Below are 24,079 nucleotides of genomic sequence, written 5' to 3'. Positions count from 1 at the left end.
CTCCCATACACCCGATTAAGGCGGCAGATCAAGCCGTGCTAGACTTTTGGTAATTGTTCTGTGTGGCAGTGGATGAAGGCCGCCGCAGCATCATTTTGGTTTTGTTCTCATGATGCTGGGTGGAGCCTGTTTCCGGGTTGCGGGCAACATGCGCAACGAATGCCGCACTTTTGCACGCCTACCGGATGTTTCGGCCGGCCGCATGAGCAACGCCAAAGTTCCCACGTTCACACATGCTGACGCACGTGTGTGGGGGCAGAGATCAAACAACGGAGAACACGAAAGTGCCTACGATTAACCAGCTGGTCCGCAAGGGCCGCACGCCGAAGGTCTCCAAGACCAAGGCTCCCGCGCTGAAGGGCAGCCCGATGCGCCGCGGTGTTTGCACCCGCGTTTACACCACCACCCCCAAGAAGCCGAACTCGGCTCTGCGTAAGGTGGCACGTGTGCGCCTCAACGGTGGCGTTGAAGTTACCGCTTACATCCCCGGCGTTGGCCACAACCTCCAGGAGCACTCCATCGTGCTCGTCCGTGGTGGTCGTGTGAAGGACCTTCCGGGTGTCCGCTACAAGATCGTCCGCGGCGCACTTGACACCCAGGGTGTCAAGAACCGCAAGCAGGCCCGCAGCCGCTACGGCGCAAAGATGGAGAAGAAGTAATATGCCTCGCAAGGGTCCGGCCCCGAAGCGGCCGCTCGTTTCAGATCCCGTTTACGGCTCCCCGTTGGTCACGCAGCTGATCAACAAGGTCCTGGTTGACGGCAAGAAGTCCACCGCAGAGCGCATCGTTTACGGTGCCCTCGAAGGTGCACGTGCCAAGTCCGGCGGCGACCCCGTTGCCGCACTCAAGAAGGCCATGGACAACGTCAAGCCTTCCCTCGAGGTTCGTTCACGCCGCGTTGGTGGCGCCACGTACCAGGTTCCGGTTGAGGTCAAGCCGGGTCGCTCCACCGCCCTCGCTCTGCGTTGGCTCGTGGGCTACTCCAAGGCCCGCCGCGAGAAGACCATGACCGAGCGCCTCCAGAACGAAATCCTGGATGCCTCCAATGGTCTTGGTGCCGCTGTGAAGCGTCGCGAAGACACCCACAAGATGGCCGAGTCCAACAAGGCCTTCGCACACTACCGCTGGTAAAAACTTTCCGGACGCCGCCGGCTCAATGAGCCGGCGGCGAACGTGTAGTCCATCCGAAAGGGAGACCCCGTGGCACAGGACGTGCTTACCGACCTTAACAAGGTCCGCAATATCGGCATCATGGCCCACATCGATGCCGGCAAGACCACCACTACCGAGCGCATCCTGTTCTACACGGGTGTGAACCACAAGATCGGCGAAACGCACGACGGCGCTTCGACGACCGACTGGATGGAACAGGAAAAGGAACGCGGCATCACCATCACGTCTGCCGCCGTGACTTGCTTCTGGGACAAGAACCAGATCAACATCATTGACACCCCGGGCCACGTGGACTTCACGGTTGAGGTTGAGCGCTCCTTGCGCGTCCTCGACGGTGCAGTTGCGGTGTTCGACGGCAAGGAAGGCGTGGAGCCGCAGTCCGAGACTGTTTGGCGCCAGGCTGACAAGTACAACGTGCCCCGCATCTGCTTCGTCAACAAGATGGACAAGCTCGGCGCTGACTTCTACTTCACCGTTGACACCATCATCAGCCGCCTCGGCGCCAAGCCGCTGGTCATGCAGCTGCCTATCGGTGCTGAGAACGACTTCATCGGCGTGGTTGACCTCCTCGAAATGCGTGCCCTGGTTTGGCCTGGCGACGCTAAGGGTGACGTCACTATGGGCGCCTCCTACGAAGTGCAGGAAATTCCGGCGGACCTCCAGGCCAAGGCTGAAGAGTACCGTGCACAGCTCGTTGAGACTGTGGCCGAAGCTTCCGAAGAGCTTATGGAGAAGTACCTCGAAGGTGAAGAACTCACCCTTGAGGAAATCAAGGCCGGCATCCGCAAGATGACCATCAACTCCGAGCTCTACCCGGTGTTCTGTGGTTCTGCATTCAAGAACCGCGGCGTACAGCCGATGCTTGATGCCGTTGTTGACTTCCTGCCGAACCCGCTCGACGTCCCGCCGATGATCGGTCACGATCCCCGCGACGAAGAGAAGGAACTCACCCGCAAGCCGTCTGCAGACGAGCCGTTCTCGGCCCTCGCCTTCAAGATTGCCGCGCACCCGTTCTTCGGTCAGCTGACCTTCGTCCGCGTGTACTCCGGTCACGTCGAAGCCGGCGCCCAGGTGGTCAACTCCACCAAGGGCAAGAAGGAACGCATCGGCAAGCTGTTCCAGATGCACGCCAACAAGGAAATGCCCGTTGAGGGCGCTACCGCCGGCCACATCTACGCAGCTATCGGTCTGAAAGACACCACCACGGGCGACACCCTGTGTGATGCAAACAACCAGATCGTCCTCGAGTCCATGAGCTTCCCGGAGCCCGTGATCTCGGTTGCCATCGAGCCGAACACCAAGGGTGACCAGGAGAAGCTCTCCACGGCTATCCAGAAGCTCTCCGCTGAGGACCCGACCTTCCAGGTCTCCCTCAACGAAGACACCGGCCAGACCATCATCGCCGGCATGGGCGAGCTCCACCTGGACATCCTGGTGGACCGCATGCGCCGCGAATTCAAGGTCGAGGCAAACGTTGGCAAGCCGCAGGTTGCTTACCGCGAAACCATCAAGCGCGCTGTTGAGCGTCTTGATTACACGCACAAGAAGCAGACCGGTGGTTCGGGTCAGTTCGCAAAGATCCAGATCGCGATCGAGCCCATGGACACCGCTTCAGGCGAGCTGTACGCGTTCGAGAACAAGGTCACTGGTGGCCGTGTTCCCCGCGAGTACATCCCGTCGGTTGACGCCGGTATCCAGGATGCGCTTAACGACGGCGTCCTGGCCGGTTACCCGGTTGTTGGCATCAAGGCCACGCTGATTGACGGCGCGTCCCACGATGTTGACTCCTCGGAAATGGCGTTCAAGATCGCCGGTCGTATGGCTTTCAAGGAAGCTGCACGCAAGGCGAACCCTGTACTGCTTGAACCGCTGATGGATGTTGAGGTCCGCACACCTGAGGAATACATGGGTGATGTTATTGGTGACCTGAACGCCCGCCGTGGCCAGATGCAGTCCATGGAGGACGCAGCAGGCGTCAAGGTTATCCGTGCACACGTTCCGCTGTCCGGCATGTTCGGCTACATTGGTGACCTGCGTTCCAAGACCCAGGGTCGCGCTGTGTACTCCATGACGTTCAACAGCTACGCGGAGGTCCCGAAGGCAGTTGCCGACGAGATCATCCAGAAAACCCGCGGCGAGTAATCTCCCGGTAACGGATGCAATTCCGGTCCCGGGAAGGCATCTAAGCGTGTGAGGCGGGGTTGCGGCGAGAGCCGCGGCCCGGCCCATGCGCGAACAGGCTCTAGGAACTAAGATTGGTTCCTGAATCTGCAATTTCACCAAAACCAAGCCCCCAAGTAGACTTGCTAAAGTTTCTGCCGCGAAAAGCGCGGCCGAGGAGCACTTCACTTGAAATCGTTCTAGGAGGAACCTGTGGCAAAGGCAAAGTTCGAGCGGACTAAGCCGCACGTCAACATCGGCACCATTGGTCACGTTGACCACGGTAAGACGACGCTGACTGCCGCCATTTCCAAGGTGCTGTACGACCAGTACCCGGACATCAACGAGCAGCGCGACTTCGCGTCGATCGACTCTGCTCCGGAAGAGCGCCAGCGCGGTATTACGATCAACATCTCCCACGTGGAGTACCAGACCGAGAAGCGTCACTACGCACACGTAGACGCTCCCGGTCACGCTGACTACATCAAGAACATGATCACCGGTGCTGCACAGATGGACGGCGCAATCCTCGTGGTTGCTGCTACCGACGGCCCGATGGCTCAGACCCGCGAGCACGTTCTGCTCGCCCGCCAGGTTGGTGTTCCCTACCTGCTGGTCGCTCTGAACAAGTCGGACATGGTTGATGACGAAGAGCTCCTCGACCTCGTCGAAATGGAAGTTCGTGAGCTCCTGAGCTCGCAGGGCTTCGATGGCGATGAGGCTCCGGTTGTTCGCGTTTCCGGTCTCAAGGCTCTGGAAGGCGACCCGGTTTGGGTCAAGTCCGTCCAGGACCTCATGGCAGCAGTCGACGAGTCCGTTCCGGACCCCGTACGTGACCGCGACAAGCCGTTCCTGATGCCGATCGAAGACGTCTTCACGATCACTGGCCGTGGCACCGTTGTTACGGGCCGCGCCGAGCGTGGCACGCTCGCTATCAACTCCGAGGTCGAGATCGTTGGCATCCGCCCGGTCCAGAAGACCACGGTTACCGGTATCGAGATGTTCCACAAGCAGCTCGACGAAGCATGGGCCGGCGAGAACTGTGGCCTCCTGCTCCGCGGTCTGAAGCGCGACGATGTCGAGCGTGGCCAGGTTGTCGTCAAGCCGGGTTCCATCACCCCGCACACCGACTTCGAGGCCAACGTCTACATCCTGTCCAAGGATGAAGGCGGACGTCACAACCCGTTCTACTCGAACTACCGCCCGCAGTTCTACTTCCGTACCACGGACGTAACCGGCGTTATCACCCTGCCGGAAGGCACGGAAATGGTTATGCCTGGCGACAACACTGAGATGACCGTTGCGCTCATCCAGCCGATCGCTATGGAAGAGGGCCTCGGCTTCGCTATCCGCGAAGGCGGCCGCACCGTTGGTTCGGGACGTGTCACCAGCATCATCAAGTAGTTTCTACTTGTAGATCGGTGATCTTCCGGCTCTGCTGGTAGTTATCCATAGGGGAACCCCATCGCTTCGGCGGTGGGGTTCTTCTTTGCTATCATTAGTCAATCGAATGGATTAATGCCGGGAAACTCTGTGTCCGGTGCTACCAAGGAGCCGCAATGAATGCACTGCTAGTCCTGATGCTCCTCGCTATCTCCGCGGCCGTCAGCTATGCAGTCGGTGTGTCCAGGGGCCGCTCTGTGGCTTCGCGGGGGCCAACGCGTGAGCGGACGGGCGCAGCCGACGCGTATCAAGCCGGTTATCTCGCCGGGCACGTGGCGGGTTGGCGGGACGCGGAGGCAAAACGGCAGGGGAGGACCATGCCGGTTGAGCCGGCCATGGCAGTGATACCCCAACGGCAGGCGCCCACGTACCTTCAATCACCGGTGCGATTGCCCGCTCCAACGGCCATGCCCGCGGCTGCTCGCCAACAACCTGTTCGACTGCAATCTCCTGCCGCCCGTAGCCAGCAGCAGCCCATCCAGCAGCCACCTATCCGGCGTGAAACACCAGAGGAGCTGGCGGCGCGGAAGGAGAAACGGGACCAACAGAACATCAACATCACGCTCTATGTAGCCAGCCTCCTGCTGGTGGCCGCTGGCGCGCTGTTTGTGGGTACGAGCCTTCCTGGCCTCTTCCGGTTCCTGGGGATTTGGTTTATCACGGCCTTGTTCTATGTTTCCGGCTTGATCATCCACGCCCGGGTGCCGCGATTGCGTCCTGCCGCTGTGGCCTTTGTTGGTACGGGCCTGGCGCTGATTCCCGTGACCGGGTTGGCCATGTACAACTTTGTACTCAACGACGCTCCGGCAGCCTGGCTGGTTACCTCATTGCTCGGCTCGATTGCTTACATCTACACGGCTTTGCGACTGGACAACAGGATGTTGGCTTTCCTGTCCCTCAGTTTCGTTGTCTCTACGGCGTGGTCCGGGGTGTCCATCCTGGGTGGTGCCTTGGTCTGGTACTTCACGGCACTGATCGGGGTTGCCATCCTTTTGACACTTGGAGCGTTGATTCGTCCCCGTTGGTTGCCGTCACTTTACATCCGCCCCCTGATGGTTCTGCACCCCTATGTGGTGCCAGCGGTGGCGCTGGCGGTGACCCTGACGCCGGCCTTCCTGTCGCGCGGGGAGTACGCCATGGTCATGTTCATGTGTGGAAGCTATTTTGCCGTGATGGCCTTTGTCCCGGGCACGATGTACAAAGTCCAGCACTACTACGGGGCCCGGGCCGCTATTACCTTGGCAATACTGGGCGTGGTGTGGGACGTCTCCGCGGATGTCAGTACAGTGATGCTCGCTGCCGTGGCGTGCCTAGGCGTTCAAGCACTGGGCGTGGCGTTCGGAGGAAGGAAGCTGACCCCGGGACTGTGGTGGAACGATGCCGTTTCCTGTTTGGGATTGCAGCTGGTGGTAGCTGCCGTCCTGACCGTGATGCTGGGTGTTGGCTCCTTCGATGTGCCCGAATACGCGCCGCTTGGCATCACGATGCTTACCGCCATGGCCGTGGGTTGGAAGTTGGCGCACGGCACTGAGTTCGCGCCCGCAGCGGTGCTGGTTGTGGGTATTCCCTTTGCTGGCCTGCTGGGGATGGTGCCGATTTCCGTGCTGCTCACCTCGGCCGGCTTGTACTGGTTCCTACGTGCCGCCGTTCAACCGGGGGACTACCGCCAGCAGCTGGTCCTCGCTGGGCGGCTTGCCTTGACTCTTGCGGTACCGGCAATTGTTGCCAGTGCCCTTGAGGAAAGTCCGGACAGGGCTACCTACTCCTTGGTGGCGCTCGTTGCAGCTGCAGGTGTGCAGCAAGTGGTGAATGCGGCGTTGGTCCGCGGGGGAGTCCGGCTTCTTGCCCCGCAGGCGTCGCTGGCCGCGTTTGGCGGTGCAGCGATTGCGGGGCTCTCCATCCTGCCGGTACTGGATGACGCCGCCGGACACCCGGCAGTCGCTGCCTCTGTGCTTCTAGTCCTGTCGGCCGGCGTAGCTTCAGGCATTTTGATGTTCCCGGCGACCCGACGAACGGCATCAGATCCTGCTGGGTGGCGACCCACCCTGGCTGAATTCCTTGTGCCCGCAACAGCAGCCGTAACCGGAGTGGTTGCTGCTGCGACTGTTTCGCTCATGTTGTTCAACGTGGTGCTGGCGGTGGCTGCCGGGTACTTCTCATTGACTGCCCTGCGTATCCCAGTGTCCTTCCATCGGCAGTGCTACTGGTGGCTTGCCCGCGCTTCCGGCACAATGCTCGCCGCATCCGCCTGGGTGGACGCGGCGAACGGCGGCGTGGCTTTCCGCTTGGCCGGAGAGATTCCATCGACTGCCCTCGTGGTGGTTGCAGCGGCGGCTACGCAACTAGTCCTGCCGATGCTGGCCACTAGCCGGCGCCGGTACCCGCGGTCCGCCATGATCGATGCCTCGGTTGTAGTTGCCGTGATGGCTGCCGCGACCACGTTCCTGACCGTTACCAGCGTGATGGAGGAACATCTGCAGCGGGACGGATGGCAGCCGGGTCTTGCAGCATTGATGACGGCCGTGGGTGCCACCGTCAGTGGCGTCGTTTTCCGCCGCCACCGGGCTGCCTGGGTATTCGCCCCTGCCGCTTTGGTGCTCCTCTTGGCTCTGCGGGCGGGGAATGTCCGTGACGTAGAGATCCTGCTGGGCATCTTCGCGGTATACAGCGGTGTCATGGTGGGCGTTGTTCGTGAACGTCTGGCCCGTGGTGGCTACCTGCTGGGGATGCGGGTTCTCATCTCGGCGTTGGCCATCCTGGTCGTCGCGGACGCTACTGACTCGGCAAGTGCGGTATCCATCGCTGCGGCGATGGTGCTCATGCTCCAACATATTGCCACGCTGCTGGTTCGTCGCCGGGGCGTCGAAGCGGCCTTCGAGCAAGCCACGGTCTGGGCAACGCTGGCCGCCCAGCTCCTGCTGCCCCTTGCCTACGGACTCACCGGAAACTACGACGACGGTGGTCGGTGGGTGATCATCCTTGAGTTGGTTGGAGCCACGGTCGCCGCTGCGATGGCGTGGCGGTCCCTGCGTGTCCGCGGCGCACAGTACATCGGCGTTGCAGCACTAACGGCTGGTGTGGTGGCTGCCGGTCCGGCGTTGGTTTTCCCGACCGCTACGTGGCTTTCACGCCCCCTGTTGGACGAATTCCAGGTGCCGGTTGCCCTCCTGTCATGTGCGTTGGCAGCGATTTGCTTGCGGGCGGTGTCCGGGGCCCGAAAGACCATGAGCGGCCCGGCCATGAACGTCATTGATCGGTGGTTCTGGTTCATTTCGGCCGTGGTCTTCACTGTGGCTGGCGGAGTGCTCGCGGTGGACGTCTCATCCTCCATGACAGGGCTTGGCTTACTGGTGCTGGCGGCAGTGCTGTTTGCCGCATCCCACTTCGAGCGGATGCCGGCGTTCTATGCCGGGGCCGCGCCCGCTGTGCTGGCAGGAGCCATCCCCATAGCCGACGGTTTGTTGGACACGCTGCCGGAGGGCGTATGGGCTGCCTTTGCCGTATGGCTTGTGGGTGGCGTGGGTACGGGACTGGCCCTCTACACCGTTAAGTTGCTAGGGGTGCCGGCCATCGCTGCTGAGCTATGGCGGAAGAACTCATTGACTGCGACTGCTGCCGTTGCGTTGACAGCCTCAGCTCTTGTGGGTTTGGGGAACGACCAGACGGCATTTGTCGGGGCCCTGTTGGTAGTCGCGGCCGGAGTGATGGCGGTGGTCGAGGTTCCCGTCGGCAAATGGCTGGCAGGGGAACTGGCAGCGGTGGCTTCCTTGGCTGCGCTTCAACGGGCGCTGCTGTTTGTTGATGGATCGGCGCCGGATTGGTTCTGGGCCGCGCAGTGGTATGTGGCGGCCGGCACCGTCATAGCAGGCTTGCGCTATATCGGCGGCCAGAAAGCGGCGGGCTTGCTGCGGCTCTGTGTCGCTGCTGGTGTCCTTTCCCTGACTTCCTTGGGCACGATTTTTGGCGGCACCTCATCAGAGCACCTGTATGTTCTGGTAGGGCACGTGCTGTTGATCGTGGTGGGCCTGCTCCTCGCGGAACGGGTTCTCGTGGGGTGGGGCGCCGTAGGAGTCGCGCTGAGCGTCATGTGGGCTCTGCGGTCCTACGCCTTTGCTATGTTGGCTTTGGTTGCCTTGGCGCTGATCGTCTTGGCCGTGTGGCGTTTGAACCGCAAGTCTCCCCCGCCCGGCGGCGCGGAATTGCTCGATCAGGATCCCGATGGCGAGAATCCGACAACGGCCCGGAGCCGCGGTGGAATCCGATAATGTTGCATTCTACGGAAAGGAGTACACCATGGAATTCCTGATTTTCCTGGCAGTCATAGCCGCGATCGGCGGCGGCGTGCTTTGGGGACGCAAGCACTTCCGGAAGGAGATTGACCGCGCCAAGCGCATCAATCGGGCCAACAAGAGCAACTAGCAGCTCCACACCCGACCCGGGTGCGATCACCCGGCTGGTTACTTAACCCAAGTAGGCTACATACGGTGCCGGCGCGCCCGCCCCAGCGCCCGGAGCCAATAGAACGAGTCCTTGGGGGTTCTTTCCAAAGTCTCGAAGTCGACGTGGACCAAACCGAAGCGCTGTGAGTAGCCTGCTGCCCATTCGAAGTTATCCATAAGGGTCCAGACGTAGTACCCGCGGAGATCCACATCTTCCGCTATCCCGCCCGGCCCCGTGGCAGTCAGCGCTTGACCCAGATGCTCTGCCAGATACGTGATGCGATTGGTGTCCTGGAGCGCTCCGGTTACGTGGGGCGGTTCGGGAAAGCTCGCTCCACCCTCAGTGATGTACACCGGGGGGAGTGCCTGCCCATAACGGTCCTTCATCTCCCGCAGCAGCAGTGCCAAATGTTCAGGGGCCACGGGCCAGCCGAACCCTGTGGTTTCGTACTCCTGGAAAGCGGCCAGGTGAAAGGGGACCTTGGTCATCTCCGCGGATGTTCCGGTGGGGATTTCAGCCGGACCCCGGCCTGCAGCGACCTTCACGGGGTAGTAGTAGTTGAGTCCGTAGAAATCCAGCGGCTGGCAGATGGTCTCCATGTCTCCGTCCTCGATTGTGCCAAGTGACCGGAACCAGGGCCGCAAGGGCAAAGGAGGCTTGGGGTACTGGCCCAGCAGGACAGCGTCCGCATATATGCGGTTGAGGATGTGGTCGAAGGCCTGGGTCATCAGGCGGTCGGACAGGCTGTTTGTGGCAGGTCGAACGGGGGAGTGCATATTGGAGATCCCGATCTCGCCCCTCACGCCGGCGCCACGGAGTGCCTGCACCGCCAAGCCATGGCCCAGGAGCTGGTGGTGGGCGGCCGGCAGGGCGTTGAACAACAATTGCCGGCCGGGAGCATGGACGCCCAAGGCGTACCCCTGGAGAGTGACCGAAACCGGTTCGTTCAACGTGACCCATCGCTCCACGCGGTCTCCGAATCGCTCTGCGGCGGCCGCGCAATAGGCGGCAAAGTACTCCGCCGTGTCCCGATTCATCCACCCGCCGGCGTGCTCAAGTTCCAGCGGTGTATCCCAATGGAACAACGTGGCCATGGGGGAGATGCCTGCAGCCAGGAGCTTGTCGATCAGGCGGTCGTAGAAGTCCAGCCCGCGTTGGTTCACCGCCCCCTTCCCGCCGGGTTGGATCCGCGGCCAGGACAGCGAGAAGCGGTAGGAATCGACGCCGAGCTCCTGCATCAGGGCAATGTCTTCATCAGAGCGGTTGTAATGGTCGCACGCTATGGTGGGCGAACCGCCGTCGACGATTGATCCGGGCTTTTCCGCGAAAGCGTCCCACCCCGACGGCCCCCGCCCGTCGGCAGTCAGGGACCCTTCGATCTGGAAGGCGGCCGCCGCAACGCCCAGCGTGAATCCTTCGCGCAGCCGTGCGGCGAGGTCTTCCACGGAGCCCGTATCCTGGACGGTCATGCCCCTATCATCCACAGCCACAAGCGGCCCGGCAATGGTGCCTTGGGCCCCGATTGGCCTTTGTCCCATAATTCAGCCATACTGGATGAGTTGTTCAAGCGCTTCTTCGTGTCCCGATCCGGATAATGCCGGGTGTCAGGGTCCAGGCTGAAGCCCAAACATAACCCTGAACCCCAAGATTGCGGTCGAGTTTGCGTGGAAATCGCGACACGCCCGACCGCGGGGGTCGGTGCGCCGGCAGGTTGAGGAACCCGGAATATTCCGGATTCAGCTTGTGCGGCGTGTGGTGGTAAAACCTCAAACGCTTCGGCGGCCACATCAACAGGTAAGTAAACAGAGCAGCCCTAACTAGAGCAGCACTAGCTGAAAGAGAGTCAGGCGACATGGCGGGACAAAAAATCCGCATCCGGCTGAAGTCATATGACCACGAGGTCATTGATGTTTCAGCGCGGAAGATCGTTGAGACGGTCACGCGCGCAGGCGCAACGGTAGTCGGCCCCGTGCCGCTGCCGACGGAGAAGAACGTGTACTGCGTTATTCGCTCTCCGCACAAGTACAAGGACAGCCGTGAGCACTTCGAAATGCGTACTCACAAGCGTCTGATCGACATCATCGACCCCACGCCGAAGGCTGTTGATTCGCTTATGCGTCTCGATCTGCCTGCAGACGTGAACATCGAAATCAAGCTCTAGGGAGGTGCTGAGAGACTATGACCGCAACCCGTAACGTAAAGGGCCTGTTGGGCACGAAGCTCGGCATGACCCAGGTCTGGGACGAGAACAACAAGCTCATCCCGGTAACTGTCGTCCAGGCTGACTCCAACGTCATCACCCAGCTGCGCAACGCAGAGGTAGATGGCTACGTCGCCGTCCAGATCGGCTACGGCCAGATCGACCCCCGCAAGGTCACCAAGCCGCTGGCTGGTCACTTTGAAAAGGCTGGGGTCACTCCTCGTCGCCACGTCGTCGAACTGCGTACCGCAGACGCCGCATCCTACGAGCTGGGCCAGGAGCTCTCTGTTGAGATCTTCGAAGCCGGCCAGAAGATCGACGTCGTCGGCACCTCCAAGGGTAAGGGCTTTGCCGGTGTTATGAAGCGTCACGGCTTCCACGGCGTTGGCGCTTCCCACGGTGCCCACAAGAACCACCGTAAGCCTGGCTCCATCGGTGGCGCATCCACCCCGAGCCGCGTCTTCAAGGGCCTGAAAATGGCCGGCCGCATGGGCGCCGAGCGTCACACCACGCTGAACCTCACGGTTCACGCTGTTGACGTTGAGAAGTCGCTGCTCCTTATCAAGGGTGCCGTCCCCGGTGCCCGCGGCCAGGTCGTACTCGTACGCACCGCCGTGAAGGGAGCCTAGTTAGATGACTAGCACTGTCAAGGTAGACCTGCCTGCAGAGATCTTCGACGTCCAGACCAACGTGCCGCTGCTGCACCAGGTCGTCGTCGCACAGCTCGCTGCTGCACGCCAGGGTACCCACAAGACGAAGACCCGCGCCGAGGTTTCCGGTGCAGGTCGCAAGCCGTTCAAGCAGAAGGGTACCGGCCGCGCCCGTCAGGGTTCCATCCGTGCTCCTCACATGACCGGCGGTGGCGTTGTCCACGGTCCGACCCCTCGTGACTACAGCCAGCGCACCCCCAAGAAGATGAAGGCTGCTGCCCTGCGCGGTGCCCTCTCTGACCGCGCCCGCAACGGCCGCATCCACGTCATTGCTGAACTGGTAGCCGGCACCAAGCCGTCCGCCAAGGATGCACTGGCTTCGCTGCGCGGCGTTACCGAGCGCAAGAACCTGCTCGTCGTAATCGAGCGCGCCAACGATGTTGCTGCACTGTCCGTGCGCAACCTCCAGGATGTTCACGTTCTGTACGCAGATCAGTTGAACACCTACGACGTGCTGGTCTCCGACGACGTGGTCTTCACCAAGGCTGCTTTCGAGGCGTTCGTCGCTGACAAGGCAAAGAACGAGGAGGCCTCCAAGTGAGCGTAACCACCATCAAGGACCCGCGCGACGTCGTGCTTGCACCCGTCGTTTCGGAAAAGAGCTACGGTCTGATCGACGAAGGCAAGTACACCTTCCTGGTGGACCCTCGCTCGAACAAGACCGAGATCAAATTGGCCGTTGAGAAGATCTTCTCGGTCAAGGTTGACTCGATCAACACCATCAACCGTGCCGGTAAGCGCAAGCGCACCAAATTCGGCTGGGGACAGCGCAAGAGCACCAAGCGTGCAATTGTCACCCTCAAAGAAGGCACAATCGACATCTTCGGCGGTCCGCTCGCGTAGCGGAGACCACTTTAACGAGGAAATAAATTATGGGAATCCGTAAATACAAGCCGACTACCCCGGGCCGTCGCGGCTCGAGCGTAGCCGACTTTGCTGAAATCACGCGATCGACTCCGGAAAAGTCGTTGCTGCGTCCGCTGCACAAGACTGGCGGCCGTAACAACTCCGGTAAGATCACCACCCGTCACAAGGGTGGTGGGCACAAGCGCCAGTACCGTCTGATCGACTTCCGTCGTCACGACAAAGATGGCATCAATGCCCGCGTTGCCGAAATCGAGTACGACCCGAACCGCACGGCTCGCATCGCACTCCTGCACTACGTTGATGGCACCAAGCGTTACATCATCGCCCCGAACAAGCTGTCCCAGGGTGACTTCGTCGAGGCTGGTCCTGACGCTGACATCAAGCCGGGCAACAACCTGCCGCTGCGCAACATCCCGGTTGGTACCGTTATCCACGCAGTTGAACTGCGTCCGGGTGGCGGCGCCAAGATGGCCCGTTCCGCAGGTGCTTCGGTACAGCTCGTCGCCAAGGAAGGCCGTTTCGCCCAGCTGCGTCTGCCCTCCGGTGAAATCCGCAACGTTGACGTGCGCTGCCGCGCAACCGTCGGCGAGGTCGGCAACGCCGAGCAGTCGAACATCAACTGGGGCAAGGCCGGCCGTATGCGCTGGAAGGGCGTTCGCCCGACTGTCCGTGGTGTAGCCATGAACCCGGTTGACCACCCGCACGGTGGTGGTGAAGGTAAGACTTCCGGTGGACGTCACCCGGTTAACCCGAACGGCAAGCCCGAGGGCCGTACCCGCCGTCCGAACAAAGAGAGCGACAAGCTTATTGTTCGTCGCCGCCGTACTGGCAAGAACAAGCGATAGGAGCCTGGAGACATGCCACGCAGCCTGAAAAAAGGTCCTTTCGTTGACCAGCACCTCTTTGTAAAGGTCGCACGGGAAAACGATAAGGGCACCAAGAACGTCATCAAGACCTGGTCCCGCCGTTCGATGATCATCCCCGACATGCTCGGGCACACGATCGCCGTACACGACGGACGCAAGCACATTCCGGTGTTTGTCACTGAGTCGATGGTCGGGCACAAGCTCGGCGAATTCGCTCCCACGCGGACATTCCGCGGCCATGTTAAGGACGACCGTAAGGGCAAGCGCCGCTAAGGCGCCTGACCTTACGTCTTAGACGAGAGAAGGAAAGCAATGGAAGCCAAGGCTATTGCGCGTCACATCCGCGTAACGCCTATGAAGGCCCGGCGCGTCGTCAACCTTGTTCGTGGTAAGCAAGCGAATGAGGCTCTGGCAATTCTGAAGTTTGCCCCCCAGGCAGCTTCGGAGCCGGTATTCAAGGTACTTCAGTCGGCAATGGCCAACGCACGTGTCCTCGCGGACCGTGACGGCGTTGCATTCGACGACAGCGACCTGTTCATCAGCGAAGCATTCGTTGATGAAGGCCCGACCATGAAGCGGTTCCAGCCGCGTGCCCAGGGCCGCGCCTACCGCATTAGGAAGCGGACCAGCCACATCACCGTGGTCGTCGCAACCCCGGAGAAAGAGGAGGCTCGCTAAGTGGGACAGAAAGTAAACCCGCACGGGTTCCGACTCGGCATCACCACCGACCACGTTTCGCACTGGTTTGCTGACAGCAACAAGCCGGGACAGCGCTACAAGGATTTCGTCCGCGAGGACATCAAGATCCGTCAGCTCATGTCCACCGGCATGGAGCGCGCCGGCATCGCCAAGGTCGAAATCGAGCGTACCCGTGACCGTGTCCGCGTGGACATCCACACGGCACGTCCGGGCATCGTCATCGGCCGCCGCGGCGCCGAGGCAGACCGCATCCGTGGCGAGCTCGAAAAGCTCACCGGCAAGCAGGTTCAGCTGAACATCCTCGAGGTCAAGAACCCCGAGATGGAAGCACAGCTTGTTGCCCAGGGCATCGCTGAGCAGTTGACTTCCCGCGTGGCTTTCCGCCGTGCGATGAAGAAGGCAATGCAGTCCGCACAGCGTGCGGGTGCCAAGGGCATCCGTGTTGCTTGCTCGGGTCGTCTGGGTGGCGCAGAAATGTCCCGCTCGGAGTTCTACCGCGAAGGCCGTGTGCCCCTGCACACCCTCCGTGCGAACATCGACTACGGCTTCTACGAAGCCAAGACCACCTTCGGCCGTATCGGCGTAAAGGTGTGGATCTACAAGGGTGACGTAACCGCCAAGGAACTGGCTCAGCAGGCAGCTGCTGCTCCGTCCCGTGGCCGCGCTGGAGACCGTCCGGGCCGCCCGGGTGGCGACCGCCGTCGTCGTAACGACCGTCCGGCAGCTGAGGCAGCACCCGCTGCCGTTGAAGCACCGGCCGCTGAAGCTGCTGCTCCGGCAGCAGAAGGAGGACAGGCTTAAATGCTTATCCCACGTCGAGTCAAGCACCGTAAGCAGCACCACCCGGGTCGTTCCGGCGCTGCTACGGGCGGCACCAAGGTCAGCTTCGGTGAGTACGGTATCCAGGCACTGAGCCCGGCATACGTAACCAACCGTCAGATCGAGTCCGCTCGTATCGCGATGACCCGCCACATCAAGCGTGGCGGCAAGGTCTGGATCAACATCTACCCGGACCGTCCGCTGACGAAGAAGCCTGCCGAAACCCGCATGGGTTCCGGTAAGGGTTCTCCGGAATGGTGGGTCGCAAACGTCAAGCCGGGCCGGGTTCTCTTTGAACTCTCCGGTGTCAATGAAGAGGTAGCTCGCGAGGCCCTGCGCCTGGCAATCCACAAGCTCCCGTTGAAGGCACGCATTGTGCGTCGCGAAGGTGGTGAATAGAAATGGCAGTAGGGTCGAAGGATCTCGCACCCGCACAGCTGGACGGTTTCGACAACGAGCGTCTCGTTGAAGAACTCCGCAAGTCCAAGGAAGAGCTGTTCAACCTGCGTTTCCAGTCCGCCACCGGACAGCTGGAGAACCACGGTCGCCTGCGCGCGGTAAAGAAGGACATCGCACGCATCTACACCGTTCTCCGTGAGCGCGAGCTGGGCATTCGTGCCGAGGTTGCCGCACCGGTTGTGGAAGCCAAGGAAGAAAAGAAGTCCAAGAAGGCTGCCAAGGCTGATAAGGCCGAGGTTGAAGCTGGAGAGGACGCCAAGTGAGCGAGAAGGAAACTGTGACGGAAGCAGCAGCCAGCGCTGAACAGCGCGGTTACCGTAAGACGCGTCGCGGCTACGTTGTCTCTGACAAGATGGAAAAAACCATCGTTGTTCAGGTTGAAGACCGCGTGAAGCACGCTCTGTACGGCAAGGTTATTCGCCGCACCTCGAAGATCAAGGCTCACGACGAAGAGAACACCGCCGGCATCGGCGACCTCGTTCTTATCGCCGAGACCCGCCCGCTGTCCGCTACCAAGCGGTGGCGTCTGGTAGAGATCCTCGAAAAGGCCAAGTAAATCCAACGCCGGGTCCGCCTGGCAGTGATTCACTGGAAAGGTCCGCATTCCCTAGGGAGTGCGGACCTTTCCGCGTTCCCCGCCGTTTCGGCTCCAGGCCATAAACGTGCTAGGATATTGAGTTTGTATGGCGCCGTTTGTGCGTCGTCAAATACCTCGTAAACAATCGTGCCGCTGCATACTGCCCCGCGCAGAGTTTTCTGCAAGGGAAGCTGATGCTTGTGGCACGGGCGTTTAGGCCTGTTCTGGCAAAATCCAGGCGGGTCAAGAGACACCCCGATCAACCGTTCCGCAAGGCTCATTCCGTATGCATGATTTCGGTCTGAGAACCGGCGCGACGCAAGGAGTAAAAATTGATTCAGCAGGAGTCGCGACTCAAGGTCGCCGACAACACGGGTGCTAAGGAAATCCTTACCATTCGCGTTCTCGGTGGATCCGGTCGTCGCTACGCAGGCATTGGCGACGTCATCGTCGCTACCGTCAAGGACGCTATTCCCGGCGGAAACGTAAAGAAGGGCGACGTCGTCAAGGCGGTCATCGTCCGTACCAAGAAGGAACGCCGCCGTGCGGATGGTTCCTACATCAAGTTTGACGAAAACGCAGCTGTGATCCTGAAGAACGACGGTGACCCCCGCGGTACCCGTATCTTCGGCCCGGTTGGTCGTGAACTTCGCGACAAGAAGTTCATGAAGATCGTTTCGCTGGCCCCGGAGGTGCTTTAGTCCATGGCTAAGATCAAGAAGGGTGACCTCGTTCAGGTCATCACTGGCGCCAAGCAGGAACGCGGCGGCGACCGCGGCAAGCAGGGCAAGGTCCTGCGCGTATTCACCGATACCAACCGCGTGCTGGTAGAGGGAATCAACCGCGTCACCAAGCACACCAAGGTCGGTCAGTCGCAGCGCGGCACCAAGACCGGTGGCATTGAGGTCGTTGAGGCCCCGATCCACGTTTCCAACGTTGCTTTGGTGGATCCGTCGACCAAGAAGCCGACCCGTGTTGGTTTCCGTCTCGACACCGTTGAGAGGGACGGGGCTACCAAGACCGTTCGTATCCGCGTGTCCAAGGCCACCGGGAAGGACATCTAATGACTGAGACTCTCGAGACTCCAGTAAAGATCGTTCCTCGTCTGAAGACGAAGTACGCAGAGACCATCAAGGCCTCTTTGCAGGACGAATTCAGCTACGCGAACGTGAACCAGGTTCCCCGCCTGGTGAAGGTTGTTGTGAACATGGGTGTTGGAGATGCCGCAAAGGACTCCAAGCTGATCGACGGCGCTGTCCGCGACCTCACCCTGATCACCGGCCAGAAGCCGCAGGTAACCAAGGCCCGCAAGTCGATCGCCCAGTTCAAGCTGCGCGAAGGCATGCCGATCGGTGCACACGCAACTCTGCGTGGAGACCGCATGTGGGAATTCGTGGATCGTCTGGTTTCGCTGGCTCTGCCGCGTATCCGTGACTTCCGCGGCCTCAACGGCAAGCAGTTCGATGGCAACGGCAACTACACCTTCGGTCTGACCGAGCAGGTTATGTTCCACGAAATCGACCAGGACTCCATCGACCGCGTTCGCGGTATGGACATCACGGTCGTCACCACCGCCAAGACCGACGACGAAGGCCGCGCGCTGCTCAAGGCGCTTGGTTTCCCGTTCAAGACCGAAAACTAACTACGTGACAGGTCCGGCCGCGCAGGCTCGTAAGAGCGTGCGCAGCGGAAACCGGTACGAGGAAGGGCTATAGCCCAAATGACTATGACAGATCCTGTCGCAGACATGCTCACGCGTCTGCGCAATGCAAACTCGGCATACCACGACACCGTGACCATGCCGTACAGCAAGTTGAAGGCACGCGTTGCTGACATCCTGAAGGCAGAAGGCTACATTGCCGGCTGGAAGGAAGAAGACGCCGAGGTTGGCAAGAAGCTGACTCTCGACCTGAAGTTCGGTCCCAACCGCGAGCGTTCCATCGCTGGCGTCCGCCGCATCTCCAAGCCCGGCCTCCGCGTTTACGCGAAGTCCACTAACCTGCCTCACGTGCTGGGTGGCCTGGGTATCGCAATCCTGTCCACCTCTTCCGGCCTCCTGACTGACAAGCAGGCCGGCAAGAAGGGCGTGGGCGGCGAAGTCCTCGCGTACGTCTGGTAACGGGAAAGGAAGAGAATAATGTCACGTATTGGACGTCTCCCCATCACCGTTCCTGCCGGAGTTGAGGTCAAGGTCGATGGCTCCGTCATCAACGTCAAGGGTTCCAAAGGCGAGCTGAGCCACACTGTGGCCAGCCCGATCGAGGTTTCCCTGGAAGAGAACACTCTCACGGTCACCCGCCCGAACGACGAGCGCAACTCGCGTTCGCTGCACGGCCTGACCCGCACCCTGATCGCCAACATGATCCAGGGCGTTACCGAGGGCTACGAGAAGAAGCTTGAAATCGTCGGTACTGGTTACCGCGTTCAGGCCAAGGGTTCTGACCTGGAGTTCGCTCTGGGCTACAGCCACCCGGTCAACGTCTCTGCACCCGAAGGCATCACCTTCGTAGTAGAGGGTCCGACCAAGCTCTCTGTTGCGGGTATCAACAAGCAGCAGGTCGGCGAGGTTGCTGCCAACATTCGCAAGCTGCGCAAGCCTGACCCCTACAAGGGCAAGGGTGTCCGTTACGCCGGCGAAGTCATCCGCCGCAAGGTCGGAAAGGCTGGTAAGTAAACCATGGCCATCGCAATTAACAAGAAGCGTACGAACAAGAGCAAGTCTGCTGCACGCAGCCGTCGCCAGCTTCGTATCCGCAAGCGCATCACCGGTACGGCTGTACGTCCTCGTCTGGTCGTCAACCGCTCGGCACGCCACGTATTCGTTCAGGTCGTCGATGACGGCAAGGGCGTAACCGTGGCTTCGGCTTCCACCCTGGAAGCTGACCTTCGGGCATTCGACGGCGACAAGACTGCCAAGGCCAAGCGCGTTGGCGAGCTCGTAGCCGAGCGCGCCAAGGCTGCCGGCATCGAAGCTGTTGTCTTCGACCGTGGCGGTAACAAGTACCACGGCCGCATCGCCGCTGTCGCTGACGGCGCACGCGAAGGTGGGCTGGCACTGTGACCGTTGAAAATAACGAAAAGGACATTCAGGTGACTGAAGCTGTAGCTGCTGAAGCAACTGAGACCGCACCCGCTGCAGACGACCGCCGCGGCGGACGTCGTGGCGAGCGCGGCGAGCGTGGCCAGGGCCGCGGCGACCGTGGTGGCCGTGGTGGCCGCGACGGCGGTCGTGAAGCCGAGAAGAGCCAGTTCGTAGAGCGCGTTGTAACCATCAACCGCGTTGCCAAGGTCGTCAAGGGTGGTCGTCGCTTCAGCTTCACCGCTCTCGTCGTCGTCGGCGACGGCAACGGCATGGTTGGCGTTGGCTACGGCAAGGCCAAGGAAGTTCCCGCTGCTATCGCAAAGGGCGTTGAAGAGGCTAAGAAGTCCTTCTTCCGCGTTCCCCGCGTTGGCAGCACCATCCCGCACCGTGTGCAGGGTGAGGCTGCTGCAGGCGTTGTCCTGCTGCGTCCGGCTTCCGCTGGTACCGGTGTTATCGCCGGTGGTCCGGTCCGCGCGGTATTGGAGTGCGTGGGTATCCACGACATCCTCTCCAAGTCGCTCGGTTCTTCCAACGCGATCAACATCGTTCACGCGACCGTTGCCGCTCTGAAGCAGCTCGAAGAGCCCGCTTCCGTGGCTGCCCGCCGTGGCTTGCCGCTGGATGAGGTTGCTCCTGCTGCTCTGGTGCGCGCGCTCCAGAACCAGAAGGCAGGTGTTTAGTCATGGCTAAGAACCTGACTCCCTCCGACGCCAAGTTGGAGATCACCCAGATCAAGGGCGTCATTGGCGCCAAGCAGAACCAGAAGGCCACCCTTCGGTCCCTCGGCCTGAAGCGCATCGGACACACTGTTGTCCGTAACGCTGACGCCGTGACCGTGGGCATGCTGAACACGGTTCCGCACCTCGTGAATGTAGAGGAGGCGAAGTAATGGCAGAGAACAAGACCGCCACAGAGACTGCTGAGAAGCAGAACGCTCTGAAGGTCCACCACCTGCGTCCCGCCCCGGGTGCCAAGACCGCCAAGACCCGTGTTGGTCGTGGTGAAGGCTCCAAGGGTAAGACCGCTGGTCGCGGTACCAAGGGTACGAAGGCCCGCTACCAGGTAAAGGCTGGCTTTGCCGGCGGCCAGCTGCCGCTGCACATGCGCCTGCCGAAGCTGCGTGGCTTCAAGAACCCGTTCCGGGTTGAGTTCCAGGTTGTAAACCTGGAGAAGCTCAACGAGCTGTTCCCGGAAGGTGGCGCCGTCACCGTCGAGTCACTGGTTGAAAAGGGTGCCGTTCGCAAGAACCAGCCCGTGAAGGTGCTTGGCACCGGCGACATCACCGTCAAGGTTGACGTCACCGCCCACGCTTTCTCTTCCAGCGCTTCGGAAAAGATTGCCGCAGCCGGCGGAACCACCACTGCTCTCTAAGAGTCTGTGGGGCTCCTGCCCGTTGTAAAAGAATCCCGGTATGCGGGGCTTCGGCCCTGTATGCCGGGATTTTTTGCGTGAAAGTGGACTCTCGATTATTACGACGACGTCACAAGCAGCTAGACTCGGTTGTTGGGTTTCATTGAGCCCATCCACATCCTTGTACTTTCTACTCAGGAGGACGCTTGCTAAGCGCATTCGGCCGGGCGTTTCGGACGCCTGATTTGCGACGCAAGTTGTTGTTCACGCTGGGAATCATCACAATCTTCCGCTTGGGAGCCTTCATCCCCTCGCCTGGTGTGAACTACCAGAATGTCCAGCAATGCTTGAACACCGGTGACACCTCGCAGGGCATCTACCAGCTGGTTAACTTGTTCAGCGGCGGCGCGTTGCTGCAGGTCTCGATCTTTGCCTTGGGCATCATGCCCTACATCACGGCGAGCATCATCGTGCAGCTTCTCCGGGTGGTCATTCCCCGGTTCCAGCAGCTCTACGAAGAGGGTTCTTCGGGTCAGTCAAAGTTGACGCAGTACACCCGGTACCTCACCATCGCGTTGGGCCTCTTGAACGCCACGACGCTGGTATCGCTGGCCCGTTCCGGTCAGTTGCTGCCGGGCTGTAACCTGCCGATCATCCCCGATGACAGCATCATCACCACGATCCTCATCATCATCACCCTGACGGCCGGTACCGGCCTCATCATGTGGATGGGCGAGCTCGTCACCGAAAAGGGTGTGGGCAATGGCATGTCGCTGCTGATCTTCACCTCCATCGCTGCAGGCTTCCCCCGCTCGCTGGGTTCCATCTGGGAATCCAAGGGTCCGGGAACGTTCTTCATTGTCTTGGCCATTGGTTTGCTCACGGTGGCCTTGGTGGTCTTCGTGGAGCAGTCACAGCGCCGTGTCCCCGTGCAGTACGCAAAGCGCATGATCGGGCGCCGGACCGTGGGGGGTACCAGCACCTACATCCCCATCAAGGTGAACATGGCCGGCGTTGTGCCCGTCATCTTCGCTTCCTCCATGCTGTACTTGCCCGGCCTGATTTCGCAGTTCAATCAGCCGAAGGCAGGGGAGCCGATTGCGCCGTGGGTTGAGTGGATCAACAACAACCTCACCCGTGGCGACCACCCCATCTACATGGCGCTCTACTTTGCCATGATCGTGTTCTTCACGTACTTCTACGTGGCCATCACCTTCAACCCTGAAGAAGTGTCGGACAACATGAAGAAGTACGGCGGGTTTATTCCGGGCATCCGGGCGGGTAAACCGACCGCGGACTACCTGCAGTACGTGCTTTCCAGGATCACCTTGCCTGGAGCCCTCTATCTGGGCTTCGTGGCGTTGATTCCGCTGGTTGCACTCGTCCTGATCAACGCCAACCAGAACTTCCCGTTCGGTGGCACGTCAATCCTGATCATGGTGGGTGTCGGCCTGGAAACCGTCAAGCAGATTGATGCGCAGCTACAACAACGTCACTACGAAGGGCTTTTGCGATGACGAGAATGCTGATCATTGGACCTCCCGGTTCGGGCAAGGGTACGCAGGCTGAGCGGATTTCCGAGCGCCTCGGCGTAGTCGCCATCTCCACAGGCGACATCTTCCGTGCCAACGTAAAGGGCGAAACCCCTTTGGGCATTGAAGCCAAGAAGTACATGGACGCCGGCGACTTCGTTCCGGACAGCGTCACGAACGATATGGTTCGCGACCGCCTGAGCCAGAGCGACGTCGAGAACGGCTTCCTCCTGGATGGCTACCCGCGCACCACCGCGCAGGTCGACTACCTCGACCAGATCCTCGCTGAGGGCCAGCAGGAGCTCGACGTCGTGCTCCAGCTGACCGCTGACGACGAAGAACTGGTCTCACGCCTCCTCGGGCGTGCCAAGGAAACCGGCCGTTCGGATGACAACGAGACAGTCATCCGCCACCGCCTGGATCTCTACCACGAGCAGACCGAGGCAGTCGTTGCCAAGTACGCCGAGCGTGGCATCCTCACGCAGGTTGACGGCATCGGCGGTATCGACGAAGTTACCGACCGTGTCCTCACGGCGATCGAGTCGGCCAAGGCCGTTTAACGCGACACAACGCGTCCAGGTATCAGGAAAGGTGGGCCCGCGGGCCCACCTTTTTTGTTGGAGCCGCCTGTCCCATCGCTCCAACGCCGCAAAGGCCGGAAACCGAGCCAATTTCGACCATGTTGCCGGATGCGGGAAAATGGTTGGAGCACGGGGCCTGATCGGCTCCACCAGCAAAACCATCCAGAGGAGAACATGGCGTTCGGTCAGCCCCGCATTGAATACAAGAGCAACCAGCAGATGCGCAAGATGCACGAGGCCGGACTTGTCCTTAGCCGAGCTCTTGACGCTGCCGTTGCTGCGGCCAAGGCCGGAGTCACCACCAAGGACCTGGACGACGTGTTCGCCGCAGTCCTCAACGAGGCCGGAGCGAAGTCGAACTTCCTCGGCTATCACGGGTTCCCGGCCACCATTTGCACATCGGTCAACGAGGAAGTTGTCCACGGCATTCCCGGCGGACGGGTTCTGAAGGATGGCGACATCATCTCCATCGACGGTGGCTGCATCGTGGACGGGTGGCACTCGGATTCGGCGCGGACGGTCATCGTCGGCACAGCCGATCCCGAAGACCAGCGCTTGTCCGACGTCACCGAAGCCGCAATGTGGCGCGGCATCGCGGCCTTGGCCCGCGGCAAATTCGTAGGAGACATCGGCAACGCGGTGGATGACTACGTGTCCTCTGTCCCCGGTAAGCCGTTGGGAATCCTTGAGGACTATGTTGGCCATGGCATTGGTTCTGAGATGCACATGGCCCCTGACGTGCTGAACTACCGGACCAACCACCGTGGTCCCAAGATCCGCCCGGGCCTGTGCCTCGCCATCGAGCCCATGCTGGTGCGTGGCGGCATCGAGACGGCCACTTTGGACGACGACTGGACCGTGGTCACCACAGACAGCAAGCGTTCCTGTCAGTGGGAGCATTCGGTGGCTGTTCACGAGAAGGGCATCTGGGTGCTCTCAGCACCTGACGGAGGCGCCGCGCAGTTGGTGCCGCTCGGCGTCGTGCCTGTCCCGATCCCGTAACACCTGCGAAGAAGCGCGGGGGGGCGGGATTAGACCCCCCCCGGATTTTTTGGAAAAGGGGTTTTGAATGACAGATGGGGTTGGGGGGGGAGGTTATAAAAAAAACAAAACCCCCACCC

Annotated in this window: 30 protein-coding genes; 29 read left to right on the top strand and 1 reads right to left on the bottom strand. The window is 60.8% G+C overall.

Features of this window, described 5'->3' with window-relative positions; all coding sequences use genetic code 11:
- Positions 1–284: 284 nt before the first annotated feature.
- From rpsL to ACFRJ9_RS16795, 6 genes are all read left to right on the top strand, one after another.
- Entirely contained in the window at positions 285–659 is a 375-nt protein-coding gene (gene rpsL / locus ACFRJ9_RS16820) for a 30S ribosomal protein S12 (RefSeq protein ID WP_009358312.1), read from the top strand.
- 1 nt (position 660) lies between these two features.
- A complete protein-coding gene (gene rpsG, locus ACFRJ9_RS16815; RefSeq protein ID WP_003803829.1) occupies positions 661–1,131 on the top strand; it encodes a 30S ribosomal protein S7 in 471 nt (156 codons plus the stop codon).
- A gap of 69 nt (positions 1,132–1,200) precedes the next feature.
- Positions 1,201–3,315: an elongation factor G gene (gene fusA, locus ACFRJ9_RS16810; RefSeq protein ID WP_011775599.1), complete on the top strand. Its 2,115-nt coding sequence runs from the start codon at positions 1,201–1,203 to the stop codon at positions 3,313–3,315.
- Positions 3,316–3,546: 231 nt separating this feature from the next.
- Positions 3,547–4,737 (top strand): elongation factor Tu, encoded by a 1,191-nt coding sequence (gene tuf, locus ACFRJ9_RS16805; RefSeq protein ID WP_377670147.1) that lies wholly within the window; start codon positions 3,547–3,549, stop codon positions 4,735–4,737.
- 155 nt (positions 4,738–4,892) lie between these two features.
- Entirely contained in the window at positions 4,893–9,041 is a 4,149-nt protein-coding gene (locus ACFRJ9_RS16800; protein ID WP_377670145.1) for a hypothetical protein, read from the top strand.
- Between the two features lie 28 nt (positions 9,042–9,069).
- The gene (locus ACFRJ9_RS16795; RefSeq protein WP_377670143.1) at positions 9,070–9,195 is read left to right on the top strand and encodes a hypothetical protein; all 126 of its coding nucleotides are present in this window, start codon (positions 9,070–9,072) and stop codon (positions 9,193–9,195) included.
- Positions 9,196–9,251: 56 nt separating this feature from the next.
- Here the strand turns inward: ACFRJ9_RS16795 and ACFRJ9_RS16790 are convergent, their stop codons facing one another.
- A complete protein-coding gene (locus ACFRJ9_RS16790; protein ID WP_377670141.1) occupies positions 9,252–10,685 on the bottom strand; it encodes a GH1 family beta-glucosidase in 1,434 nt (477 codons plus the stop codon).
- Positions 10,686–11,068: 383 nt separating this feature from the next.
- Here ACFRJ9_RS16790 and rpsJ point away from each other — a divergent pair, with 383 nt between their 5' ends.
- From rpsJ to map, 23 genes are all read left to right on the top strand, one after another.
- The gene (gene rpsJ / locus ACFRJ9_RS16785) at positions 11,069–11,377 is read left to right on the top strand and encodes a 30S ribosomal protein S10 (RefSeq protein ID WP_003803825.1); all 309 of its coding nucleotides are present in this window, start codon (positions 11,069–11,071) and stop codon (positions 11,375–11,377) included.
- A gap of 17 nt (positions 11,378–11,394) precedes the next feature.
- The gene (rplC, locus tag ACFRJ9_RS16780; protein ID WP_026539807.1) at positions 11,395–12,045 is read left to right on the top strand and encodes a 50S ribosomal protein L3; all 651 of its coding nucleotides are present in this window, start codon (positions 11,395–11,397) and stop codon (positions 12,043–12,045) included.
- Positions 12,046–12,049: 4 nt separating this feature from the next.
- Complete coding sequence (gene rplD / locus ACFRJ9_RS16775; RefSeq protein ID WP_377670138.1) at positions 12,050–12,667, top strand: 50S ribosomal protein L4; 618 nt, start codon at positions 12,050–12,052, stop codon at positions 12,665–12,667.
- A complete protein-coding gene (gene rplW / locus ACFRJ9_RS16770; RefSeq protein WP_011775593.1) occupies positions 12,664–12,969 on the top strand; it encodes a 50S ribosomal protein L23 in 306 nt (101 codons plus the stop codon). Before rplD ends, rplW begins: the two co-directional genes overlap by 4 nt.
- A 29-nt stretch (positions 12,970–12,998) precedes the next feature.
- On the top strand, positions 12,999–13,838 hold the full coding sequence (gene rplB, locus ACFRJ9_RS16765) for a 50S ribosomal protein L2 (RefSeq protein WP_011775592.1): 840 nt from the start codon (positions 12,999–13,001) through the stop codon (positions 13,836–13,838).
- A 12-nt stretch (positions 13,839–13,850) separates the two neighbouring features.
- Positions 13,851–14,132 carry a 30S ribosomal protein S19 gene (gene rpsS, locus ACFRJ9_RS16760; RefSeq protein ID WP_011775591.1) on the top strand — a complete coding sequence of 94 codons (282 nt, stop codon included), beginning with the start codon at positions 13,851–13,853 and terminating at the stop codon, positions 14,130–14,132.
- A 39-nt stretch (positions 14,133–14,171) separates the two neighbouring features.
- Positions 14,172–14,537, top strand: coding sequence for a 50S ribosomal protein L22 (gene rplV / locus ACFRJ9_RS16755; RefSeq protein WP_090817766.1), 366 nt, complete (start codon positions 14,172–14,174; stop codon positions 14,535–14,537).
- Positions 14,538–15,359 (top strand): 30S ribosomal protein S3, encoded by an 822-nt coding sequence (gene rpsC, locus ACFRJ9_RS16750; RefSeq protein ID WP_364159894.1) that lies wholly within the window; start codon positions 14,538–14,540, stop codon positions 15,357–15,359.
- Positions 15,360–15,776: a 50S ribosomal protein L16 gene (gene rplP / locus ACFRJ9_RS16745; protein ID WP_003803795.1), complete on the top strand. Its 417-nt coding sequence runs from the start codon at positions 15,360–15,362 to the stop codon at positions 15,774–15,776.
- Positions 15,777–15,778: 2 nt separating this feature from the next.
- Positions 15,779–16,099 (top strand): 50S ribosomal protein L29, encoded by a 321-nt coding sequence (gene rpmC, locus ACFRJ9_RS16740; protein ID WP_314323145.1) that lies wholly within the window; start codon positions 15,779–15,781, stop codon positions 16,097–16,099.
- Positions 16,096–16,392: a 30S ribosomal protein S17 gene (gene rpsQ / locus ACFRJ9_RS16735; protein ID WP_070350367.1), complete on the top strand. Its 297-nt coding sequence runs from the start codon at positions 16,096–16,098 to the stop codon at positions 16,390–16,392. The genes rpmC and rpsQ overlap by 4 nt, the downstream gene beginning before the upstream one ends.
- Positions 16,393–16,745: 353 nt before the next feature.
- Positions 16,746–17,114: a 50S ribosomal protein L14 gene (gene rplN / locus ACFRJ9_RS16730; RefSeq protein WP_003803789.1), complete on the top strand. Its 369-nt coding sequence runs from the start codon at positions 16,746–16,748 to the stop codon at positions 17,112–17,114.
- 3 nt (positions 17,115–17,117) lie between these two features.
- Entirely contained in the window at positions 17,118–17,477 is a 360-nt protein-coding gene (gene rplX, locus ACFRJ9_RS16725) for a 50S ribosomal protein L24 (protein WP_377670135.1), read from the top strand.
- Entirely contained in the window at positions 17,477–18,055 is a 579-nt protein-coding gene (gene rplE / locus ACFRJ9_RS16720; protein ID WP_377670133.1) for a 50S ribosomal protein L5, read from the top strand. The genes rplX and rplE overlap by 1 nt, the downstream gene beginning before the upstream one ends.
- A gap of 78 nt (positions 18,056–18,133) precedes the next feature.
- The gene (gene rpsH / locus ACFRJ9_RS16715; protein WP_377670130.1) at positions 18,134–18,532 is read left to right on the top strand and encodes a 30S ribosomal protein S8; all 399 of its coding nucleotides are present in this window, start codon (positions 18,134–18,136) and stop codon (positions 18,530–18,532) included.
- Between the two features lie 18 nt (positions 18,533–18,550).
- Positions 18,551–19,087 carry a 50S ribosomal protein L6 gene (gene rplF, locus ACFRJ9_RS16710; RefSeq protein ID WP_377670128.1) on the top strand — a complete coding sequence of 179 codons (537 nt, stop codon included), beginning with the start codon at positions 18,551–18,553 and terminating at the stop codon, positions 19,085–19,087.
- A 3-nt stretch (positions 19,088–19,090) separates the two neighbouring features.
- Complete coding sequence (gene rplR, locus ACFRJ9_RS16705; RefSeq protein ID WP_377670125.1) at positions 19,091–19,474, top strand: 50S ribosomal protein L18; 384 nt, start codon at positions 19,091–19,093, stop codon at positions 19,472–19,474.
- 29 nt (positions 19,475–19,503) lie between these two features.
- Positions 19,504–20,175, top strand: a complete 672-nt coding sequence (gene rpsE, locus ACFRJ9_RS16700) for a 30S ribosomal protein S5 (RefSeq protein WP_377670122.1) — start codon at positions 19,504–19,506, stop codon at positions 20,173–20,175.
- Between the two features lie 2 nt (positions 20,176–20,177).
- A complete protein-coding gene (rpmD, locus tag ACFRJ9_RS16695) occupies positions 20,178–20,384 on the top strand; it encodes a 50S ribosomal protein L30 (protein WP_011775580.1) in 207 nt (68 codons plus the stop codon).
- The gene (gene rplO, locus ACFRJ9_RS16690) at positions 20,384–20,866 is read left to right on the top strand and encodes a 50S ribosomal protein L15 (RefSeq protein ID WP_377670119.1); all 483 of its coding nucleotides are present in this window, start codon (positions 20,384–20,386) and stop codon (positions 20,864–20,866) included. Before rpmD ends, rplO begins: the two co-directional genes overlap by 1 nt.
- Before the next feature lie 185 nt (positions 20,867–21,051).
- Positions 21,052–22,362 (top strand): preprotein translocase subunit SecY, encoded by a 1,311-nt coding sequence (gene secY / locus ACFRJ9_RS16685; RefSeq protein ID WP_377670117.1) that lies wholly within the window; start codon positions 21,052–21,054, stop codon positions 22,360–22,362.
- 5 nt (positions 22,363–22,367) lie between these two features.
- Positions 22,368–22,937, top strand: a complete 570-nt coding sequence (locus tag ACFRJ9_RS16680) for an adenylate kinase (RefSeq protein WP_377670161.1) — start codon at positions 22,368–22,370, stop codon at positions 22,935–22,937.
- A gap of 195 nt (positions 22,938–23,132) precedes the next feature.
- Positions 23,133–23,960 (top strand): type I methionyl aminopeptidase, encoded by an 828-nt coding sequence (gene map / locus ACFRJ9_RS16675; RefSeq protein WP_377670115.1) that lies wholly within the window; start codon positions 23,133–23,135, stop codon positions 23,958–23,960.
- The last annotated feature ends 119 nt before the right edge of the window (positions 23,961–24,079 follow it).

The sequence above is a fragment of the Paenarthrobacter sp. NPDC056912 genome (assembly GCF_042786555.1).
Lineage (GTDB): Bacteria > Actinomycetota > Actinomycetes > Actinomycetales > Micrococcaceae > Arthrobacter.
Note: the sequence above shows the minus strand (reverse complement) of the source record. Positions and strands in the feature narration are given on the sequence as shown.

Excerpts from the sequence above, each read along its gene's own strand:
- rplO (WP_377670119.1), top strand. The coding sequence starts at position 20,384 with ATGGCAGAGAACAAGACCGCCACAGAGACTGCTGAGAAGCAGAACGCT.
- rplV (WP_090817766.1), top strand. The coding sequence starts at position 14,172 with ATGGAAGCCAAGGCTATTGCGCGTCACATCCGCGTAACGCCTATGAAG.
- rplE (WP_377670133.1), top strand. The coding sequence starts at position 17,477 with ATGACTGAGACTCTCGAGACTCCAGTAAAGATCGTTCCTCGTCTGAAG.
- ACFRJ9_RS16790 (WP_377670141.1), bottom strand. The coding sequence starts at position 10,685 with ATGACCGTCCAGGATACGGGCTCCGTGGAAGACCTCGCCGCACGGCTG.
- rpsG (WP_003803829.1), top strand. The coding sequence starts at position 661 with ATGCCTCGCAAGGGTCCGGCCCCGAAGCGGCCGCTCGTTTCAGATCCC.
- ACFRJ9_RS16800 (WP_377670145.1), top strand. The coding sequence starts at position 4,893 with ATGAATGCACTGCTAGTCCTGATGCTCCTCGCTATCTCCGCGGCCGTC.
- ACFRJ9_RS16795 (WP_377670143.1), top strand. The coding sequence starts at position 9,070 with ATGGAATTCCTGATTTTCCTGGCAGTCATAGCCGCGATCGGCGGCGGC.
- rpsS (WP_011775591.1), top strand. The coding sequence starts at position 13,851 with ATGCCACGCAGCCTGAAAAAAGGTCCTTTCGTTGACCAGCACCTCTTT.
- rpsH (WP_377670130.1), top strand. The coding sequence starts at position 18,134 with ATGACTATGACAGATCCTGTCGCAGACATGCTCACGCGTCTGCGCAAT.
- rpmD (WP_011775580.1), top strand. The coding sequence starts at position 20,178 with ATGGCTAAGAACCTGACTCCCTCCGACGCCAAGTTGGAGATCACCCAG.
- rplD (WP_377670138.1), top strand. The coding sequence starts at position 12,050 with ATGACTAGCACTGTCAAGGTAGACCTGCCTGCAGAGATCTTCGACGTC.
- rplP (WP_003803795.1), top strand. The coding sequence starts at position 15,360 with ATGCTTATCCCACGTCGAGTCAAGCACCGTAAGCAGCACCACCCGGGT.
- ACFRJ9_RS16680 (WP_377670161.1), top strand. The coding sequence starts at position 22,368 with ATGCTGATCATTGGACCTCCCGGTTCGGGCAAGGGTACGCAGGCTGAG.
- rplC (WP_026539807.1), top strand. The coding sequence starts at position 11,395 with ATGACCGCAACCCGTAACGTAAAGGGCCTGTTGGGCACGAAGCTCGGC.
- rplX (WP_377670135.1), top strand. The coding sequence starts at position 17,118 with ATGGCTAAGATCAAGAAGGGTGACCTCGTTCAGGTCATCACTGGCGCC.
- rplB (WP_011775592.1), top strand. The coding sequence starts at position 12,999 with ATGGGAATCCGTAAATACAAGCCGACTACCCCGGGCCGTCGCGGCTCG.
- map (WP_377670115.1), top strand. The coding sequence starts at position 23,133 with ATGGCGTTCGGTCAGCCCCGCATTGAATACAAGAGCAACCAGCAGATG.
- rpsJ (WP_003803825.1), top strand. The coding sequence starts at position 11,069 with ATGGCGGGACAAAAAATCCGCATCCGGCTGAAGTCATATGACCACGAG.
- rpmC (WP_314323145.1), top strand. The coding sequence starts at position 15,779 with ATGGCAGTAGGGTCGAAGGATCTCGCACCCGCACAGCTGGACGGTTTC.
- rplF (WP_377670128.1), top strand. The coding sequence starts at position 18,551 with ATGTCACGTATTGGACGTCTCCCCATCACCGTTCCTGCCGGAGTTGAG.
- rplR (WP_377670125.1), top strand. The coding sequence starts at position 19,091 with ATGGCCATCGCAATTAACAAGAAGCGTACGAACAAGAGCAAGTCTGCT.